13 protein-coding genes are annotated in these 17,759 nt (G+C 46.7%); 4 read left to right on the forward strand and 9 right to left on the reverse strand.

The window, feature by feature from the left end; translation table 11 throughout:
• Positions 1-4 precede the first annotated feature (4 nt).
• Entirely contained in the window at positions 5-499 is a 495-nt protein-coding gene (locus Q4Q49_RS16145) for a phosphatidylglycerophosphatase A (RefSeq protein ID WP_115336093.1), read from the forward strand.
• A gap of 131 nt (positions 500-630) precedes the next feature.
• On the opposite strand, the gene recN is transcribed toward Q4Q49_RS16145, so the two are convergent.
• On the reverse strand, positions 631-2,289 hold the full coding sequence (gene recN / locus Q4Q49_RS16150; protein ID WP_006086873.1) for a DNA repair protein RecN: 1,659 nt from the start codon (positions 2,287-2,289) through the stop codon (positions 631-633).
• A gap of 128 nt (positions 2,290-2,417) precedes the next feature.
• Complete coding sequence (locus tag Q4Q49_RS16155; RefSeq protein ID WP_311999845.1) at positions 2,418-3,380, reverse strand: AEC family transporter; 963 nt, start codon at positions 3,378-3,380, stop codon at positions 2,418-2,420.
• Positions 3,381-3,679: 299 nt separating this feature from the next.
• Here Q4Q49_RS16155 and lldR point away from each other — a divergent pair, with 299 nt between their 5' ends.
• Positions 3,680-4,579 carry a LysR family transcriptional regulator LldR gene (gene lldR, locus Q4Q49_RS16160; RefSeq protein ID WP_006082633.1) on the forward strand — a complete coding sequence of 300 codons (900 nt, stop codon included), beginning with the start codon at positions 3,680-3,682 and terminating at the stop codon, positions 4,577-4,579.
• A 21-nt stretch (positions 4,580-4,600) separates the two neighbouring features.
• Here the strand turns inward: lldR and Q4Q49_RS16165 are convergent, their stop codons facing one another.
• The 3 genes from Q4Q49_RS16165 to barA all read right to left on the reverse strand — a co-directional run bounded on the left by Q4Q49_RS16165 (position 4,601) and on the right by barA (position 8,405).
• Positions 4,601-4,834, reverse strand: coding sequence for a DUF3319 domain-containing protein (locus Q4Q49_RS16165; RefSeq protein WP_006082632.1), 234 nt, complete (start codon positions 4,832-4,834; stop codon positions 4,601-4,603).
• Positions 4,835-5,029: 195 nt separating this feature from the next.
• Positions 5,030-5,629, reverse strand: coding sequence for a YjaG family protein (locus tag Q4Q49_RS16170; RefSeq protein WP_006082631.1), 600 nt, complete (start codon positions 5,627-5,629; stop codon positions 5,030-5,032).
• Entirely contained in the window at positions 5,604-8,405 is a 2,802-nt protein-coding gene (gene barA, locus Q4Q49_RS16175; RefSeq protein WP_311999846.1) for a two-component sensor histidine kinase BarA, read from the reverse strand. Before barA ends, Q4Q49_RS16170 begins: the two co-directional genes overlap by 26 nt.
• Positions 8,406-8,505: 100 nt before the next feature.
• Here barA and rlmD point away from each other — a divergent pair, with 100 nt between their 5' ends.
• Together rlmD and relA are read left to right on the forward strand one after the other, a co-directional pair.
• Positions 8,506-9,858, forward strand: coding sequence for a 23S rRNA (uracil(1939)-C(5))-methyltransferase RlmD (gene rlmD, locus Q4Q49_RS16180; RefSeq protein ID WP_311999847.1), 1,353 nt, complete (start codon positions 8,506-8,508; stop codon positions 9,856-9,858).
• Between the two features lie 152 nt (positions 9,859-10,010).
• Complete coding sequence (gene relA, locus Q4Q49_RS16185; protein WP_242325971.1) at positions 10,011-12,218, forward strand: GTP diphosphokinase; 2,208 nt, start codon at positions 10,011-10,013, stop codon at positions 12,216-12,218.
• 721 nt (positions 12,219-12,939) lie between these two features.
• Here relA and Q4Q49_RS16190 read toward each other — a convergent pair.
• The 4 genes from Q4Q49_RS16190 to Q4Q49_RS16205 form a co-directional block, all read right to left on the reverse strand.
• On the reverse strand, positions 12,940-13,263 hold the full coding sequence (locus tag Q4Q49_RS16190; protein ID WP_311999848.1) for a hypothetical protein: 324 nt from the start codon (positions 13,261-13,263) through the stop codon (positions 12,940-12,942).
• A gap of 12 nt (positions 13,264-13,275) precedes the next feature.
• On the reverse strand, positions 13,276-15,540 hold the full coding sequence (locus tag Q4Q49_RS16195) for an RHS repeat-associated core domain-containing protein (RefSeq protein ID WP_311999850.1): 2,265 nt from the start codon (positions 15,538-15,540) through the stop codon (positions 13,276-13,278).
• Between the two features lie 150 nt (positions 15,541-15,690).
• Entirely contained in the window at positions 15,691-15,894 is a 204-nt protein-coding gene (locus Q4Q49_RS16200) for a hypothetical protein (protein ID WP_311999851.1), read from the reverse strand.
• 650 nt (positions 15,895-16,544) lie between these two features.
• The coding region (locus tag Q4Q49_RS16205) for an RHS repeat-associated core domain-containing protein (RefSeq protein WP_311999852.1) at positions 16,545-17,759 on the reverse strand (1,215 nt) is incomplete at its 5' end.

Here is a 17,759-nt window from a genome sequence, read left to right on the forward strand (position 1 = left end):
GTTAATGAAATGGTTGTCAAAGGATCAGGCGTTAACGCGCCTGTCATTAAAAAATCCTGTCCACTTTTTGGCACTCGGTTTCGGTAGCGGACTCGCCGCTAAAGCGCCCGGTACTTTCGGTACCATAGCTGCTATTCCCCTCTATTTACTGATGGCGCCATTACCGCTTGCTTGGTATCTGGGCTTAACTTTAGTGAGTGTATTTGCAGGATTTTATATCTGTGGTAAAGCGGCCCATGACATGGGCGTACACGACCATGGCGCGATTGTGTGGGATGAAGTGGCTGGATTGTTGATCACTATGATAGCGGCACCAGCGGGCTGGATTTGGCTGTTAGTGGGCTTTGGTTTATTTCGCTTTTTTGACATCATCAAACCTTGGCCAATCCGTTGGCTCGATGCCAAAGTCGAAGGTGGTTTTGGCATTATGATTGATGATGTTTTAGCGGGTGTATTTGCCTTTATCTGTCTGCAAGGGCTAGTCTGGTGTGTTAGCTAACATGATTGCTAACTTGGCATGATAGTTAACATGGCCAACAACTAACCCTTAGCTTTTGATTTCGCATTTTTCTGATTGAAGGGATGAAGGGATTAGCTGAACATCCCTTATCCCTTTTCTGCTTGATTCTACTATTGCAGCAGTTCCCTTGCGTTCGCTAGGGTATTGCTAGTGATAGTATCGCCACCTAACAGCCTTGCCAGCTCTTGAATGCGTTGCTCACGATCGAGCGACTTCATTGTGGTCTCAGTACTGCCCGCCTTATTAAACTTATCGACGAACATGTGTTGATGACCATTGCCCGCAACTTGCGGCAAGTGAGTCACGCACAGTACTTGGGTCGATTCCCCTAAGCTGCGTAACATGCGGCCAACCACTGCGGCGGTGGGGCCCGAAATCCCGACATCCACCTCATCGAAAATCAATGTCGGCGTGGCAACTTTCTTCGCGGTAATGACTTGGATCCCTAAGCCTATCCGTGAAAGTTCACCGCCAGATGCGACTTTCGAAATCGGTTGTAAAGGTTGGCCAGGGTTAGTGGTGACCATAAATTCGATATTATCACTGCCGTTGGCTGACATTTGCTCTGGGTGGAAATTGACTTCGATAGTAAATTTACCCTTTGGCATATTCAGTTCGTGGATTGACTGAGTCACGAGTTTGTCGAGTTCTTTGGCATATCTAGCGCGGCTTTGGCTGAGTTTTTGTGCGTTGCTAAGGTAAGCGGCTCTACTGGCATCGACCTGTAGTTGAATTTCTTCGAGCTTGCTTTCGTCACTGTCTAAGGTGCTCAGCTCTGCCTTTAATGCCAAATGATGTTCGGCTAGTTTATTTGGGCTGACATGGTGCTTACGCGCCAGTTGCATGGCTTTTGATAGCCGTTCTTCTAAATAGGCAAAGTGGGTTGGATCGAGTTCAAGCTTACTCAAATAGTGCTGTAATTCGCCTGCGCTTTCTTGCACTTGGATTAAGGCATCATTCAACATAGTGTTGATATTGCTTAATGCAGGATCGTAGCTTTGCAGATCTTCGGCGAGGGAAACGACTCGGTTGAGCAGTGACTCTATATTGTTCTCTTCGCCTTCAGTGAGTATATCTAAGCTCGCCTGACAGGTATCAATCAACTCAGTGCCATTGGCAAGACGTTTGTGCTCTTGCTCAATTTCATCGAACTCATCGACTTTAAGATCAAACTCATCAAGTTCTTCTACTTGATATTGCACTAATTGCTTACGGGCAATACGTTCATGCTGGGAGGCTTCGAGTTGTTTTAGATCGGCCTCAATTTGCTTGCAGCGTTGAAAGCTGGCGGCAACCGTATCGATAAGTAATCTGTGGTTGGCATAACTGTCGAGCAAGGTGAGTTGATGTTCACTTTTTAACATTGCATGGTGCGCATGTTGACCGTGAATACCGATAAGCAACTGACCCAGTAATTTGAGCTGCGTCAGTGGCACTGGATTACCATTGATGTAGGCGCGTGAACGGCCATCGCTACCAATAGTTCGACGTAGGATGCACTCATCATCGAGTTCAAGATCGTTATCTTCTAACCAACGTTTTGCCAGTGGAATATCATCCAAGGAAAAGCGGGCGCTAACCTCGGTTTTATTGGCTCCGGGGCGAACACTGCTGGCATCGGCGCGATTGCCTAGGCACAGGCCTAGCGCATCGATGGCGATCGATTTACCTGCACCGGTTTCACCTGTGATGCTGGTCATACCGGGGCGAAAATCCAGTTCTAAAAAACGGACGATAGCGAAGTTATTAATGCTGAGTTGGCAAAGCATAGTGAATTCCTGTCGAAAAACATACCAAACCACTGTATTGATAAACAGTATATACTGATTTTATATACAGTAAAGTGGCTTGGGCAAATAATCGGCATTATTGGCAGAAAATATTTTCAATTAACTGATTATGCATGGGTTCTTACTAAGCTTTCTAAGATAGGCAAACTAAAAAAAGTGACTAAGGTGCCAAACAGAATGCCCTGGGCACTGGTAGAAGCCTGAGTGTTATAGCGCTGGGCGAGCAAGTACACGCTAGCGGCTGTGGGCAGTGCGCTCAAGAGCACGCCCATGATCAGGTAGTCACCGCTCACGCCAAAACGGTTAAGCATAAAGTAGACGAGTACAGGTTGAATCACCAACTTGAATAGGTTGATAAGGCTCAGTTCGATAAAATTCTTGGGGCTAAATACGCTGCTATCTTTCTGGTAACGCATCGCTTTGGCGAGCACCATGCCGATGGCAAACAGCGCGCACGGGCTTGAGGTATTGCCAATTTGCTGGATCATTAGCGCCAGTCCTGAAGGCAGTTTTATCTCTAGCGCCGAAATGCCGACGCCAATCAAGCTACCAATAACGATAGGGTTTTTACCGACCGCCATCATCATTATGACTAAGGCGTGGTGTTGTCTTTGGGTGTTAGTGGCCAGTTCCATCGAGACTAAGGCGACGGCAAACATCAGCACGGATAATAAGCTGGCAATCGCGGCGGCAACTAATGCACTTTGCTGCTGCGGGAATAAGATGATAAGCAGTGGAATACCAATAAATGCCGTATTACCAAAGGTGGCATTGAGGGCTCGAATGGCGGCAACCGCATGCTGTTTAGGGTTAGCAAGCAGCGAGAGCCCAAGGCAGACAAGATAAGTAATCACCATAGCCGTGCTGTAGCCTGCAATAAATCCCCATTGCAAAATCTCGCCAATCGGCTGCTGGGCGAGGGCGATAAGCATGATCGCAGGGAACGCAATATAGTACACATATTGGTTTAGCACTTGATCCGTATCGACGGGCAAGAGTTTTAATTTTTGCACTAGTGTGCCGAGCAACATGATCCCGAAGACGGCAAACAGAGGGGTTAAAATGGTCATTTCCCTCACTCATCCTTACGATTAAATTTGAATAAACTCAGCCATCACCGTCATTTCTACTATCGCTATGATTTTAGGTGGGCGCTTGCCTTTTTTATGTCACGTTAGAACCAGAACTAGCGCCAGCGCAGTAAAACTCGCCACAAAATAACATATCATTTCAGTCTAAGGCTATTGCGCTATGGTCGTATAAGTGGATTAATTGATGTTTAAAACACAATGACTTAGCGTACGCTGTGATTGTTGATGACTTTATATAGTGCCTAAAGTGGGCAGCTAGAACAGAATTAGGACATGCAATGAGTGATGATTTAGGCGCTGAACTACAACTTGTCTATCTTTTTGTGCATTTAGTCAATGCGGGCAGTTTTTCACAGGCGGCGAAGGAGCTTGATATGCCCATTGCCACAGTGAGCCGCAAGTTAGCTAAGTTGGAAGAGAAGCTCGATAAGCAGCTTTTTATGCGCAGCACCCGCAAGTTACGATTGACGGAGGAAGGGCTGGCACTCTTTCAACGCTACCAGAGTGTGGTTGCCCAATTTGATGAACTGAGTGGTGCGGGCAGCGATAAACCCGAGGGCACCCTGCGCATCGCCGCGCCAATTTCGATTATTTCCATCGTGTTTATTCAAGCATTGAATGAATTTGGCCGCCTGTATCCCGATATCCGTTTACACATTTCCCAGAGCAATGAGTTAGTCGATTTGATCGACAAGGGCATAGATGTGGCGATTGTCGGCGGGGCTCAGCCTGATTCTTCTTGGGTGTCGAGTACCTTAGGTGAGCTGGATTATTGCCTGTTTGCCACACCAGAATATTTGGCTCAGGCACCTAAACTTGAGCATCCCGATGATCTCGAAGCCCATCAGCTGATAAAAGTCTGGCCGCTGTTTAATTGGCATTTAAAGCATCCGAGCGGTGAGTCTTTCTATTTTAATGGCCCAACTAAGTTGACCCTCACGGATTTACACGGTGCGATTCAGGCGACCTTAGGCCATGGCGGGATCTTGTATGGTCCCGAACTATTTGTAAAACAGCAGATTAAAGAAGGGAAACTTAAAGTGTTATTGCCAGAATGGATTGGCGAGCAGAGGCGGATTTCGATTTTATATCATCAGCGCAGCCAGCAGCCGCTAAAGGTAAGAGTCTTTATTGAGTTTATGCAGTCAAAGGCGCCAGAGTTATTCTCTATGCGTTGATTTAACGAGGGGAACGGATGCTTAACGTCTTTTAGGTTTTACCGTGTTTTTGCTCATGGTATTTTGCGTTTGTTTCGCATCCTGCAGGCTGGAGCGTGTCGCAGGTAATATGCCGAGTTCCAAGAAGTATCCCACTAAACGCCGCAGTTCGAATAAAGAGCCGATACGCTGTTGATCTTTGATGGTCAGTTTCCAACTGTCGGTTCGTCCTTCGCTATTGGTTAAGACAAATCCTTGATAAACAATCTTTTTCATTGGAATAACTCAATATTGGCTGATGGAACTTGCTAGCTTTGGTTTTACTCGTTTTATGGCTTGCTTGAAAGTGATTGCAGTCGAGACTAGAGGCTTATTGTTTAGAAACATTATTTAGAAACATTATTTAGAAACATTGTTTAGACATATTGTTTAGAAATAAGGGTGCCTGAGTTATCCCAAGCACCCGATCAATTAAGCGACGCTGATGCCGATATTTGATACGCCCGCTTCGATAATGTCTTTGCGTAAACCTTTGACCAGTTCCGCTGTGATCTTTGGATTTTCTTCGATAATTTCCAGCAGAGAATTTTGTAATTCTTTCTCTTCTTCCATGACTTCGTGGGCAAAAACAAAATCATCTAATGCTTCATCGACTAAATCGACATCACTGATGGCTTCGATATAGTTAGCCACTGTGCTCGATGACAGTTTGCTGATATTGACGATATCTTCTTCAATCTTGCCTTGAATCGCACCCAATAAGGTTGATATGGCGACCACAGCGTCCATGGCTGGATAGACGCCATAGGCTTCAAAATCAGCGGGTTCTGGGGTGTTATCTTCAAGACGTTGCAGATGCACATCGATATTGAATTTAAGCTTAGGATCGTACAGGGATTGCCACAGTAGCTCTAATGCAGTGCTTAACACTGCAGGGTCACCAAACTCACAGACTTCGGAAAACAGTTGATAGTTGGGCAACATGCGTTGGCAAAGTGCAGTGGCGAAGAGTTGTTTTTGTGGCAGTGTTAACGCCTTAAGACGTTTAAAGAAGCCCGTTTTTTTGGTCATCTGTTATTTCCGCTGATAGCTGTGATATCACTTGATTTGCCGCAGATTCTACCTTAGTTAACTCATCAAGTAACTCTAGTATTTCGGGTTCGAGATCTTCGACCGCTGTTTCACGTTTTAGCGCCGATTCTATTTCTTGGCATAATCTTTGGGTTGTTGGCACGCCGCAGTAGCAGCTCGCACCATGTAGTTTATGGATAGTACTGAGCATGACGGGATGATCGTTTTGACTCAGCGCCGTCTGAATTGTCGTCACTGTTTGCGGTAAGGAGTCGAGCAGCATTCTCAGCATGTCTAAGGCGAGGTCTGCCTTATGATTTGCTTGGGTTAAACATAAATCCCAGTTCAGCGTATGCAGGTCAAAATGGGTGAATTTAGGCCGAGTGATCCAGCGATGGATAACGTCTTTGAGCGCCGCTTCATCAATAGGTTTAGGTAAATATCCATCCATGCCACTGCCTAAAATCAGCTCGCGTTCTTCGGCAATCGCATGGGCCGTCACGGCAATAATTGGCGTGTTACGGTTCATTGAGCCTTGGCGAATTTGCTTAGTGGCGCTGATACCATCTGTGCCTGGCATCTGAATATCCATAAAAATCAAATCGAAGGTGCGAGTCTTCGCCTGTTTAACCGCTTCATCGCCACTGTTGACCGCAACTACCGTGGTCACTAACTCGCTGAGCAAGGTGTCGATTAGCTTTAAGTTAGCAAAGTTATCATCCACCGCCAGTACGGTTAAGGATTGGCGCGCCGCCGGCGTGGCTATGGTCACTGGGGCTATGATGTCGTATTCCATCGGTGGATAGAGTAAGTTGCGGGCAAGTTGATGCTCACTGACGGGCAGAGACAACACCACATCGGCATTCGGGCGAATAAATTGGGTTAAGGCGTCTTGTTCTTGGCAATCATATAGCACCACAAGGCAATCGGTTTTGGTCTTTGCCAAGTTAAGTGTACTTACCAGTTGTCCTGCATCGCTAAACCCATGGCAACTCAAGAGAACATAGTCGTATGGCGCCTCGGCCGTGTTGAGCGTGGTCAGCAAGCTTGGGATATGCTGATGGTGAGTCACTTTGGTATCCCATTGATTCAATTGGCGACTCAAGACAGCATGAGTCAGCACTCGGGGCTCATAAAACAGTATGGTTTTGTCTTTGAGTTTTTCGAGCGGCAGTGAGTCACCGATTTGGAACTGACCTAAGCCGAGCGGCAAACTGAACCAGAAGTTTGAGCCTTTTTCTGGGGATGAGGTAAAACCGATTTGGCCGCCCATTTGATTCACTAAACGCTTAGTGATCACTAAACCTAAGCCTGTGCCACCAAAGCGGCGGGAAATCGACGAGTCGGCTTGGCCAAAGGCTTGGAATAAAAAGTCCTGCTGGCTTTCATCGATACCGATACCTGTGTCGACCACATCACAACGCAGTACCACTTGTTCTTCCGACTGGCTTTGCAGTTCGATTTTGACCATCACGCTGCCAGAGTCGGTGAATTTAATCGCGTTACCGACCAAGTTATTGATGATTTGGCACACACGCATTGCATCGCCATTCACATTGTCCGGTACGTTAGGAACGATATCGACGACGAGTTCTAGGCCCTTAGCCTGAGCGCTGCCCGAGATTAGCGTGATGGTATCGCCTATGGTTTCTCTTAGACCGAAGGGCATGTTTTCCAACACCATTTTACCGGCTTCGAGTTTAGAAAAATCGAGAATATCGTTGATGATGCCCAGCAGGTTAGTGGCGCTGCGCTCAATGGTTTTGATGTAATCCACTTGGCTCGAATGCAAAGGGGTTTTCACCAATTGCCGCGCAAAACCGATAACGCCATTGAGCGGCGTACGTAACTCGTGGGACATGTTGGCTAAGAATTCAGATTTAATTCGGCTGGCTTCTAAGGCACGTTTTTTCGCTAAATCTAACTCGACGTTTTGGATTTCAATCTGTTCTAAGGTTTCCCGCAGATCCGAAGTCGCTTGGTCGATATTTTGCTGCATCTCATCATGGTATTCCGATAGCGACCCCGCCATGGCATTGATGCCGCGTTTGAGTAAGTCGAGCTCACCAATCAAGTTGCCATCTAAGCGGGCGTCCAATTTACCTTCACGGATTTTAGCAACGACGCGCACCATTTCAGTAATGGGCTGAGTGACGTTTTTCACCAGCCGGAAAGTGAACAGCAAGTTCAACTGTACCCCGATCAACACGATAATAAAGGCGGCGACCGCGGCTCTATGTTGCTCGAGCAAGGCGCGTTCTTTATTGATGATGATGGAGATATAACCTAATAGCTGACCATCGTCGGTTTGGATATCGTAATTGGCGGGAGCGGCGCTGGGGCCGGTGGAGAAAATCGGTGTCCGTAAAATCAGGCTGTCGCCCACATGCTCAATTTCGGTTTTATGCAGTGTGTTAAGCGCTTCTTTGTAGCGCATAATTTCAAAGTCTTTGTGGTAGTGCGAGGTCACAAAGAGTTGATTATTGGCGTCGAAAATCGCGATGGATTTCACTAAGGTGGATTTGTTGAGCTGCGCCGCGGCGAGTAAGCGTTTGGTCGCCTCGCGATCATTGGCCACTAAACCGATTTCACTGGCAATCGACAGCGGCTCGATAATATTGCTGCCCTGTTCGACGAGCGTATCTTCAAGCTCATAAAAACGATTTATGGTAAAGTAGCTGCCCAGAAGGATACCGACCAAGATTGTTGGCGCGAGCGCCAGCACAAGAACCCAAGAACGTAGGCTGTATTTGGTCATGTTGTTGACTGGGTTCATAGCAGCGGCGGTGTTTCCTGTAACAGAGACTAAGATAATTTTATAAGACTGCCAGAAAGAGGGCGGTCTTTGCCAGTATTTTATTGATTTAGAGGCCGAAATGGCGCAATTTTTTAAAGCAAAACCAAATAGTTCCAAACAGTTGTCGGCTAAGTTATCACTGAGTGTCAATCAGCTCGATCACTTAGGCGCAGGTATAGCACAACATCAAGGTAAAGTCGTGTTTATCCCAGGCGCACTGCCCGATGAAACCGTGACGGTACAGCTCACCGAGCAAAAGAAAAATTATGCCCGCGCCAAGTTAATTAAAGTCGATGCACCTAGCTCTGAGCGCGTCGAGCCTGAGTGTCCACACTATCACACCTGCGGCGGCTGCGACTTACAGCATATGTCATTATCGGGCCAGCGTGAGCATAAAGAAGCGGCGCTACTGGATATTATGGCTAAGTTTGCCGGCGCCGAAGGCGGCGCTTTATCGCCCGCATTAACGGGTGAAGGGTGGCATTATCGTCGCCGCGCCCGTCTTGCGACCTTATTTGATAAAAATACCAAGCACTTAAGCTTAGGTTTTCGCGCCGCCAGTAGCAGTAATGTGGTGCCAATCAGTCAGTGTCTGGTGTTAGCTAAGCCGTTATCGAACTTGATCGTCCCCTTTGCTAAGTTGCTGAATCAATTGTCGGCTAAAGCGAGCTTAGGCCACCTTGAGTTGATTGCCGCCGATAATGGTCACTTCGCCGTGCTGCGTATCACTAAGGCGCTTAACGATAAAGATCTCGCTAAGCTGTCAGCCTTTGTTGAGCAGCATCAAATTCACATTTGTCTGCAGGATAATGAAGGCCAATTCCAAGGCGTTGGCGCCGAGTTAGTGTTACCGGTTTATCAGCTGTTAGATGACAAAGTTGAGTCGGATGCGGTGAGTTTAAGCTTCACCCCAGGTAACTTTGTGCAGGTGAATGGACAAATTAACAAGGCCATGGTCGCTCAAGCGATGGATTGGTTAGCGCCAGCGCCTGATGAACGCATTTTGGATTTGTTCTGCGGCATGGGGAATTTCAGTTTGCCCTTAGCGAAAATGGGCGCGGATGTGATTGGCGTCGAAGGGGTTGCCGAGATGGTGACTCAGGCACGGGTGAACGCTAAAGCTAACAATTTGGATAAACTGACCTTTTACCATGGCGACTTAAGCGCGGATTTATCCCTTGAGCCTTGGATGGGCAAAATTGATAAATTACTGCTCGATCCTGCCCGTGCTGGGGCATTTGAAAGCTTGCAATGGCTGAAGAAAATGAAGCCGCGCAAAGTCGTGTATGTTTCGTGTAATCCTGCGAGCTTGGCCCGCGATAGCGCTGTACTGCTAGAGCGCGGTTACCGATTACAGCAATTGGGACTTATCGACATGTTCCCACAGACACACCATATCGAAGCCATGGCACTGTTTGAATTAACCAAGTAATTTGCGCTGGCAAAGTAAGCAAAGCGTTTGAATAACGTAAAAAATGTGATTATTGCGTCGGTTGGGTTTGACAAGTTCGCGCCAATGCTGAAGATAGGAGAGCTGAAGTGGTGCCCACTTTCTCTCTGAGCACGGATAAGGAAATAAATTAGATGGTCTCTGTTCGCGAAGCGCACTTTAATGATCCCGATTTTCACTTAGAAGATTGGGTGGCTCGCTATGTCGGTCATGCCGATGAAGCGCAGATGCTGCTCTCCTTGATTGGGCAGATTGATGCTTTGCCCGCTAAGAGTCCTGCGGCGAAGAGAGAACTGCTCGAACGTGCCCGAGAGATGATCGAAATCCTCGCACCGCTGAACATGGACATTGAAACCCTGCAAGCAGCAATTTTGTTTGTGGTGTTCGATGCTGGGTTACTGACCGAAGAAGCCATCAAAGAAAAATTTGGTGAGCCGCTGGCGCGTTTAGTGGCGAGCGTTGTGACCATGAATGCGATTGGCGCCTTAAAAATCAATCCCAATAGTCGCTCCACCGAGCCGCAAATCGACAATATCCGCCGCATGTTGCTGGCTATGGTTGAAGATGTGCGCGCCGTGGTGATTAAGCTTGCTGAGCGTGTGTGTTTGTTGCGGGCGGTGAAAAATGCCGACGAAGAAACTCGCGTACTACTGGCCCGTGAAATTGCCGATATTTACGCGCCGCTGGCCAACCGTTTAGGGATTGGCCAATTGAAGTGGGAGCTGGAAGATATTTCTTTTCGCTACTTGCATCCAGATACCTACAAAGACATCGCTAAGCAATTAGATGGCAAACGACTGGATCGTGAAGTATTTATCGATAAGTTTGTCAGTCAGTTGCAACAAAGATTAGATGAAGATCAAATTCGCGCTAAGGTCTACGGCCGGCCGAAACATATCTACAGTATTTGGCGCAAGATGAAGGGCAAACACCTCAAATTTGATGAGTTGTTTGACGTGCGCGCCGTGCGTATCGTGACTGAGCGTTTGCAGGATTGTTATGGCGCGTTAGGTGTTGTGCATACGCTTTGGCACCATATTCCGCGGGAATTTGACGACTATGTCGCTAACCCTAAACCTAACGGTTATCAATCGATTCATACCGTAGTGGTGGGGCCTGAGGGCAAAACCGTTGAAATTCAAATTCGTACCCAAGACATGCATGAAGATGCAGAGCTGGGTGTGGCCGCGCACTGGAAATACAAAGAAGGCAATCATTCCGGTAAGCAAAGCGGCTACGAAGAAAAAATTAACTGGCTGCGTAAAATTCTGCAATGGCAGGAAGACGTGGTCGAAAGTGGCAACTTGGTCGAAGAAGTGCGCAGCCAAGTGTTTGAAGACAGAGTCTATGTGTTCACCCCAAGCGGTGAAGTTGTCGACTTGCCACTGGGCTCAACCGTGCTCGACTTTGCCTATTACATTCACTCACAAGTGGGACATAAATGTATTGGTGCTAAGGTCGATGGCCGTATTGTGCCGTTCACCTATCAGGTTGAAACGGGCGAGCGTATCGAGATCATCACCTCGAAACAGCCCAATCCTAAGCGCGACTGGCTTAACCCTAACTTAGGTTATATCCGTACTTCGCGGGCGCGTTCGAAAATCCAGCATTGGTTCAAGCAGCAGGACAGAGACAAGAATATTGTCGCCGGCAAAGAAATGCTTGAATCCGAATTGGCGCGGGTGAGCCTTAAAATTAAAGACGCCGCCATCGCGGTCGAGCGCTTTAATATGGCGAGCATGGATGACTTACTGGCAGCGATTGGCGGCGGTGATGTGCGTCTGCATCAAGTGGTTAACCATATTCAGAGTCGTCTGCGACTAGACGAAGTGTCAGAAGAAGATGCCGTCGAAGAATTAGTTAAGAAAGGCCAACATAAGCCGACTTCCAGTGGCCGTGGTCAGGTTGAAGTCAACGGTGTGGGTAACTTGCTTAACCATATCGCCCGTTGTTGCCAGCCCGTTCCCGGTGATGAAATCTTAGGTTTTATCACTAAAGGCCGTGGCATTTCTGTACATCGTGCTGATTGTGAACAAGTTAAAGAGTTAATGCGGGTTCACCCAGAGCGTGGCGTTGATGTGGTCTGGGGCGAAAATTACTCCGGCGGTTATCGAATGCGTTTGCGGGTATTAGCCCACGATCGTAGTGGTTTATTACGTGACTTAACCTCAGTACTGGCTGCCGAAAAATCCAATGTTCTGGCCATGAGTTCGTCATCGGATACCAAAAACCAGACCGCCGCGATTGAGTTGGAACTAGAGCTTTATAACCTTGATGGTTTATCGCGAGTGTTATCTAAACTGACCCAGGTCGATAGCGTGATAGAAGCAAGACGGCTTTAAGGCTTGTAACGCCTTTCGAAGCGAGCGATATCTAGAAGCCATCTAGAAGCAAGAGATAAAGGATTGAGGCGGTAGGGAGGCTGTTCATCGTTCTGAGCAATGGTTTGCCATGGCATTTGCTCCCCGACGCGCAGCCAGTCCATCCGTGGATGCTCGACCGCCCCGTCCATGGGGCGGACGGTCGTCTCGCAAATCACCCTTGCTCACCTTTCACGTATCAGCGTAACCAGTAGGTTCAAAAATTAAGTCATAAGTATTCTGTTAAATTGTTCAACCTGATTAGGCTTGAGCGAAGTCATTCGATTGAACATAAGAAACTTTGGGACAAAAGCGTGATAGATTTTTTACTCTAGTCCATTAGTTTCGGATTAATATTTGTAAGGCAACTATTGAACGTTAGTATTAAAACCGATGAACAAGCCATCCTAAAGCGAATGATCTTCTAAAACTCATTTTGTCAACACTTGCAGCAGACTGAGCAGCTCAAAGCAGTAGAAGTGATCACCCATAAACAGCAGAAGCGATCAATTGCGTCAGTGTCATCAGTTTGGTGGCGCTGCACCAAATCGCCCACACGGCTGTTACAGACTGAACGCTTCTACTGGCAACGACTGCCCAAGCCGCTGGTCAAATTGCCCAGTTTTAGATAAGAAAAAGCCCCAATAAATTGGGGCTAACGGTAAAATGTTATGGCTATCCTGTCACTTTCATTTTTTACATGTTATGTACTTTTTATTTGAAAGGTACTGCTTAATCCATCAACTATGTACTTCAGATAATTAGACGAAAACATATCTCCATCACATACGGAAAATGATAAGCTTTTTACTTTTTCATCTTCGCCACATTCCAACATTACTGTTGCCAACATATTATCGTTTACAACTAATTCCCATGTTGAGCTTAATGAAGTAAAGCTCATATATGACCATTCACCTTCTTTGTTTTCTCTTAACTTTAAGGCACCCCATAAATAATCCTCAAGCTCCTCATGTAGCTCGAAATTTTCCCAGCCACCAATTGGCTTCATATCTCTAATTATCATGATAACACTCCATCAAGGTGTAGCATGGTTTGTAAAGTAAGTTGATAACCTTTGCCTGCTTTCCAAGTTAAATCCTTCTACCCCTGCGGGATGAATTAACCTAGCATGATTTACAAAGTTACTCGTAGGGTCTGCTAGAACATCGAAGCCAGCATTACGAATTCCTCTGAGGCTTGCTTGCCCTGTGATAGCAAATGAGAAGTTCGGAAATTTACTTCTAAATTGTGCAGCAGCTGCCTGAGCATCCGTGCTAACTAATAGAGAAATTCCTGGAGGCGATAGACCTTTCTCTATTCCCTTCAACTTAAGATTGTTTGCATCCCCGCCAGCTATTCTGAACAGACTAAGCCCCTCATCACTTGCTTTTCCTTGAAGGGCCTCTTGCAAAGCTGCTGCCGAATTATTAGCTATATTCGCTGCTATTGTCGGGGCTGCTAAGGCTTCCATTTCTTCATCGGTTGCTGTTTTGGTCGGTTTGAGGGCCTCAATTCCTGCCATGACTGCACCACCACCTAGTAGTGCAGCGGCGCCTTTAGCCAATGTTTTGGCGCTTAGATTCCTTCCTGCTGCAGCGGCAGCGGCACCTCCGAGGGTTAATACATCCGCACTACCCCCACTGGTGCCACCATTCCCCCCGCCTTTAGCAATCTGCTGCTGGGATCCAATATCTGCAGTCTTACCAGCATTGGCTATTGAGCTGGTAACGGCGGCCTGACCTTTGCTGGAACCATTACTGATATGCACATTACCTTGACTATCCTTGCCGATATGGCCAACGGTTTTGCCGTCCGCATTGGTAATGGCTTGGGTTTTCCCCGCTTCCAAGCCATCGGCACAACCTTTCAGCGTATCGTCCGTCGAACAGTAGCCAGTTGGATCTATACCCGACATGGGGTTGTTCATGATATAGGAGTAGGGGTTCACGCTCTGGGTCGAGGTGGGGCTCTGAATAAACGGGTCAACACTTAAGAAACGCCCGACGTTGAAATCGTAAATCCGCCCGTTCATATGAATTAACTGTTGCTCATTCAAATGCTCATGGTCGGTGTAACCTTTGGTAACCCCTTGCCAGGCCGTCAGTAAGGCATTGCCTGCGGCAATATCCCGTGGCCGGCCGAACACATCATAACCCCGGTATTGCAGAACTGCCCCCGTTTGCCCATCGATTAAGGTATCGACACTGCCTAGGTGGTCCCTTAATACATGCTGAAATGGCGATAGATTACCTAAGCTCCCCACATGGGCTTTCATCTTGATGGTGTGGTCACCGATGTAAGTCTTATCGATGGTCGCACTGCTGCTGACCTCACGTTCAAAACTGCCCACATAGTAGGTAGTCGTGATGCTGCTACCTTGCTGCTTCACCTGTTTATAGCGCTGACCATTTGCATCATAACTAAAGGTACTGGTAGTGCCATTACGTACTACAGTTAACGGCTTGTTTTGGTCATCGTAGGTTAAGGTCGCCCCATCACCAGTTAAGCGATTACCATTGTTATCATAGGTAAAGTTGGAGGTTATCCCCCCGCGAATAAACTGTCTTATCGCGTTGGGGCCCGCATTGCCCCCTAAACCTTTACCCACGTTACCATACAGATAACCGCTGCCGTAATCATCTTTAACCAAAATATTCCCCGCGGCATCATAGTCATAATTGATAGGCGCATACGTGGTGCCATTAATGGTTTTGGTGGAATTATCGACCCGCATCAGTTCATCGTAGGTATAATCCTCTGCAAAGCGGGTGATGGCATTTTCTTGCCGAACCAGATTGCCCATAGCATCGTAGTCATAGTTAAGATACTGAATACCGACCGTGCTACAACTGCCGTTATTACTGGTACAAATCGAAAGTGGAGAGCCCGCTTCATTGCGGAAGAATTGTTGTATCTTACCGTTGCTGAATCGTTGCTGGTTGATACTCCCTAAGGCACTGTATGCCTCAACCGTGCGTAGAGACAATTCACTGCCATCGGTAAAGCGTTGATAGTCTTCAATCAGATAGCCGTTATCATTGAAACGGTAAGCAACATGCTCACCACTGGGGAAGGCCATGGCCTTGAGGCGGCCAAATTGACTGTCGTAGACATACTTTTCAGTTAAGTTAAGGCCGCCCATTTGCGTGATGGTTTGTATCATCCGCCCCGCGGTATCGTAACTGTGGGTTTGCGTGTGCCCTGTAACACTGGCTTGATACAACTTGCCATTACCGACCGTGGTGTCATACACCCAAGTGCGTGTAGTTTGGGTATTGGCTTGCTTGGTCTGCCTGCCCATAACCCGCCTCATCCATGGCGCTTATCTGCCGGTAGACATAGCTGCGGACCACGCCATTTTCGGTTGTTAAATTGTTAAAGAACTGTGTTGTTTCAAATGCTTATATCAAGACGTTCTGTTCTTCCAAAAAATTTAACAATGGGCGTCTCGTTAAATCGGCGGGCCTGTCACCCCATCACGTTCACTGGTGAGATTCATAAACTCATCGTAACCATCGTAATAGTGCGCATGAATACGCCCCAGCGGGCCATCCACTTCGACACTCGCCATGGTGCCTTCGCTATAGTAGCTGCGAGATTCAGACATCACGCGGTTAGCAAGGTCGGCGCCTGTGATATGGCCCGCTTCATCCATAGCGGTGATGCGCCGATATTGATAGCCAGAAGCAGCATTGCTGGTCTGCTCGAGGTAGCCATAATCGTTATAGGACTATCTTGAAATAGTGAGGAGGGTTAAGCCATTAGGGTATTCGAGCGCCTTAGGGCGACCATAGAAACCATCGTATTGATGCTTAACCGTGTGACTCACACCATCGACGGCGACTGTGATTTTTAATTGTTAAAGAACACTTTCATTTCAGATGGTTATATCTAGCCGTTCTGTTCCATCTCGTTAAATCTCGCATGGCCAGCTAAAAGCAGGCTAAATGAACACCCGAACAAAAATAAATATTGCAATTAAAAAATAAGTTATATAGCTATGAAATTTTATTTCCTTCGCACCTATACTAGATTCAAAATCAATTTCATATTTTTTTAAAAATTTACAAAGCCGAGCATTAATGTACAACCATAAAAAACATAAAAAGACTAAAAAAACATAACCATAATAGTTAATGTTTGAGAAAAAACTAAAGCCATTAGAGTTCAATATTCCATGAAAAATAATTAAAACAAAACCCAATGATGAAAAAAGCAACATTGACACTGATCCAGAATGGCCAAAGCCTTTTTTTCTATAATATGCGTACCCACCAACTATAAAACTTCGAAAAAACTCCATGATCACCCCCCACCAATGCTGATATTTTGAACACTTAATAATTTATGAAGAAATCCATTTGGATCACTGTCATATTCTCGCCTAATACCTTTCATGTCACGCCCCAGTTCTTGAAAACTTGATTGGGTATTTCCCATTGCTTGCACCCCATCTCTTTTGAGCATAATCCAACCATTCACATCATCTTTTGAAAAAACATAGTCAGCTACATAATATACAGCACCAGCAACAGCTCCTCCTGTTCCGCCCCTCATAGCTACAATCAACATGGCTATATCAGCGTTACGTTTACCTTCGAACTCCCCTTCAGAAATACTGCCATTACTCAACGCATCAGAATTTGCCTCCGTTGCTGCAGCCGCCGCAATAACGCCCAAAAATCCGCCCCCAGCTTTAGCGGATTCTGTTAACTGTTTTAATGAAATTTGATTTACCTTACCCCATTTAACCTTTTCTAACTTACCTAGCCCTCTGGATTGGCCTGTTGATTTATAATCTCCTGCCGGTGGCACAAGAGCTTTGTCTTTTGTTATATGTTCAATAGCGCTAAGTGCTACACTTCCCGCCCCCGCAGCAGTTGCGATTTCTGAAACGGCAATGCCAACTCCTTCTTTGTCATCCTCACCAGAGTTATTCCCAGTGGAATTCTCATCATTTGTTTGCCCATTTGAAGCAGAAAAAAGATGAGATGTTCCTTTAAACATCTCATTTGTCCTTCTCATTTCGTCCTCTGATGGAAAAGGAGTACCAGCAAACTCTCCCATCAACTCATTCGTGCGCCAAGCAGATGCATTGCCACTTCGAACAGCACTATACCCAGTCGGGTCAGTCCCACTCATCGGGTTATTCAAGATATACGAATAAGGGTTCGCACTCTGGCTGTTCTCAGGGAACTGTAAAAACGGGTCAACACTTAAGAAGCGGCCGACATTAAAGTCGTAAATCCGCCCGTTCATATGAATTAACTGTTGCTCATTCAAATGCTCATGGTCGGTGTAACCTTTGGTAACCCCTTGCCAGGCCGTCAGTAAGGCATTGCCTGCGGCAATATCCCGTGGCCGGCCGAACACATCATAACCCCGGTATTGCAGAACTGCCCCCGTTTGCCCATCGATTAAGGTATCGACACTGCCTAGGTGGTCCCTTAATACATGCTGAAATGGTGACTGATTGCCTAAGCTCCCCACATGGGCTTTCATCTTGATGGTGTGGTCACC

This window comes from Shewanella sp. SP1S1-7, from assembly GCF_031932105.1.
Taxonomy (GTDB): domain Bacteria; phylum Pseudomonadota; class Gammaproteobacteria; order Enterobacterales; family Shewanellaceae; genus Shewanella; species Shewanella baltica.